The organism is Bacteroides timonensis, from assembly GCF_000513195.1.
GTDB classification, from domain to species: Bacteria; Bacteroidota; Bacteroidia; order Bacteroidales; family Bacteroidaceae; genus Bacteroides; species Bacteroides timonensis.
The window spans coordinates 1-2644 of sequence record NZ_CBVI010000192.1; the positions used below are offsets into that span (position 1 = coordinate 1).

Genomic DNA, 2644 nt, shown 5'->3' on the forward strand with positions numbered 1-2644 from the left:
GGAAAAAATCACGGGGACTGCCCCCCTCTGCCTCACCTAAATTGCCCCCTTTGTCTCAGTTAAATTGACCCCATGTGTCTCAACCAAACTGCCCCCCTAAAATAAACATCAAGTGTAGCTTGCGTATTGTCCGGGTATTAGTATTTTGTCTAAAAATATCTAAAACTTCATTATGGGCAATAAAAAAATAACAATGCAAAAGTTGCGTCAAGTATTACGTTTTTACTCTCAGGGTAAAGGCACAAAAACCATCAGCAGTATTGTAGGTATCTCCCGGAATACGGTTAAAAAGTACTTACAGATATTCCATACTCTTCGTATGGATTTTGAAGATGTGGTCTGTCTTGAGGACTCCCGCTTAAGTGAGTTGTTCTCTCTGACCCCCAAACCGGTCGTCCACGATTCACGCTATGCAGTTCTGGAACCCCTTCTGCCGTCCTATTGCAAACGTCTGCGGCATAAAGGCATGAGCCGCCGCAAACTCTACAAGGAGTATATCTCCGAACATCCCGGCGGTTATAGCCTTGCCAGTTTTGACCGTTTCATCCAACGTCATGTAGGCATGTCCAACCCGATCATGCATCTGGAGCATAAGGCCGGTGACAAGCTCTTCATTGATTTTGCCGGCGACAAGCTCTCCATCGTGGATGCGGACAGTGGAGAAATTATCCCTGTTGAAGTCTTCGTGGCCATCCTCCCATGCAGCCAGCTGACTTATGTCGAAGCGGTGATGAGCCAGAAAAAAGAGGACCTGATAACCGCCTGCGAGGCTTCCCTGCACTATATCGGCGGCACTCCCCTGGCTATCGTGCCTGACAATCTGAAGGCCGCCGTAACCAAAAGCAGCCGCTATGAAGCGACCCTGAATGACGACTTCGCTTCCTTTGCCGAACATTACGGCTGTGCCGTCATGCCTGCCAGAGCCTATAAGCCACGTGACAAGGCTCTGGTGGAAGGTGCCGTCAAACTTATCTACAGCAGTATTTATCCCTGTCTGGAAGGGCGGGTGTTCCATGACCTCCCGACATTGAACGCGGCAATCCGCGTTGCTCTGGAAATACACAACAACACGCCCTTTGTCGGACGTAACTACAGCCGCAGGGAGCAGTTCGAAGAAATCGAACGCCCGGCACTGGGGAAACTCAATCCGATACGCTACGAACTCAGAAAATCCACTGTGCTGACCGTCATGAAGAACGGTCATGTAAGATTGGGGCAGGACGCCCATTATTACAGCGTCCCCTGCCAATATATCGGCAAAAAGGTAAAAATGATATATACCTCAACGGAAGTGGATATCTACAGCAATTATACCTGTATCGCCTCGCACAAACGCTCCTATGCCCGTTTCAAGTACACCACGGTAGACGGACACAGGCCTGCGCATCACCGCTACAGCGGCGACTGGAATCCGGAAAAGTTCATCAGTGAGGCTTCCGCCATACATAAAGACGTGGCGGATTACATAACCAAGGTGCTGGAACACAAGACCTACCTGGAGCAGGCTTACAAGTCCTGTGCCGGCATCCTGAGCTTCGCCAGGCGTGTAGGTCCCAAAAGGCTGATAAACGCCTGCCGTTGGGCTGATTCCTACGGCCTGTACAATTATCCGGCGATTGAAAAGATACTGAACAACCGGCAGGATGAACTTCCCCTGCCCGAAGACGATGCAGCCTTACAAGGGATGCCCGTGCATGACAACATACGTGGAAAAGAATATTTTAACTGACAACTTCTTAAAATCAAATGAATTATGGAAATGAACAAGGAAACATTGGAAAAGATGCAGCAGATGCGCCTGCAAGGCATGTATTATGCCTTTAAAACGAGTCTTGAAACCCTGCGGATGGAGAGTATGACCATCGACCAGTTCGTCTCGTGGCTGGTAAACAGTGAATGGGACGACCGCCGTAACAGGGCAGTGGAACGTGCCGTCAAGTCAGCGGGCTTCCGCTACAAGGCAAATGTGGAGGAGATAGACTTCTCCATAGAGCGTGGCATGGACAGGAACCAGATACTCAGGCTTGCGGAACTGGGGTTTGTGAAAGAACACAAGGATCTGTTTGTTACCGGCAGCACAGGTACGGGTAAGAGTTATCTGGCTACGGCCTTGGGTTATCAAGCATGCCTGAAAGGCTTCAAGGTGATGTATGCCAGTACGGCACGCCTGATGGGCCAGCTTAAAGCGGCAAAAGCCAAAGGGACAATCCTGCTGGAGCTGAAGAAGATAGAACGCATGGACATGCTTATACTCGATGACTTCGGCATACAGCCTTTTGATGCACAGACAAGGGGGCTGCTGCTGGACATCATAGAAGACAGGCATGGTAAAAAATCTACAGTCATAACCTCACAGGTACCCGTGAAGGACTGGTATGATATCATAGGAGAAAAGACAATTGCCGATGCCATTTTAGACAGAATTGTTCATCAGGCTGTCAGGGTTGAACTCATAGGAGACTCTCTCAGAAAGAAGAATATTAAAAAAGAATCGGTATATTTGTAAGAAATCATTTATGTATAACTATCTATAATGAAGTGATTGGATATGAAGACTTACCATAGGTACATCACGATACTTATTAGGGAAAGCTAAAGGGGATTAATATGCGTGAGACACGAGGGAGCAGTTTGATGAGATTTT

At 48.3% G+C, this 2644-nt stretch carries 2 protein-coding genes; both read left to right on the top strand.

What is annotated here, in order from left to right:
* Window positions 1–193: 193 nt before the first annotated feature.
* Entirely contained in the window at window positions 194–1729 is a 1536-nt protein-coding gene (gene istA, locus BN161_RS27685) for an IS21 family transposase (RefSeq protein WP_244436641.1), read from the top strand.
* Between the two features lie 24 nt (window positions 1730–1753).
* On the top strand, window positions 1754–2506 hold the full coding sequence (gene istB / locus BN161_RS27690; RefSeq protein WP_044272547.1) for an IS21-like element helper ATPase IstB: 753 nt from the start codon (window positions 1754–1756) through the stop codon (window positions 2504–2506).
* The last annotated feature ends 138 nt before the right edge of the window (window positions 2507–2644 follow it).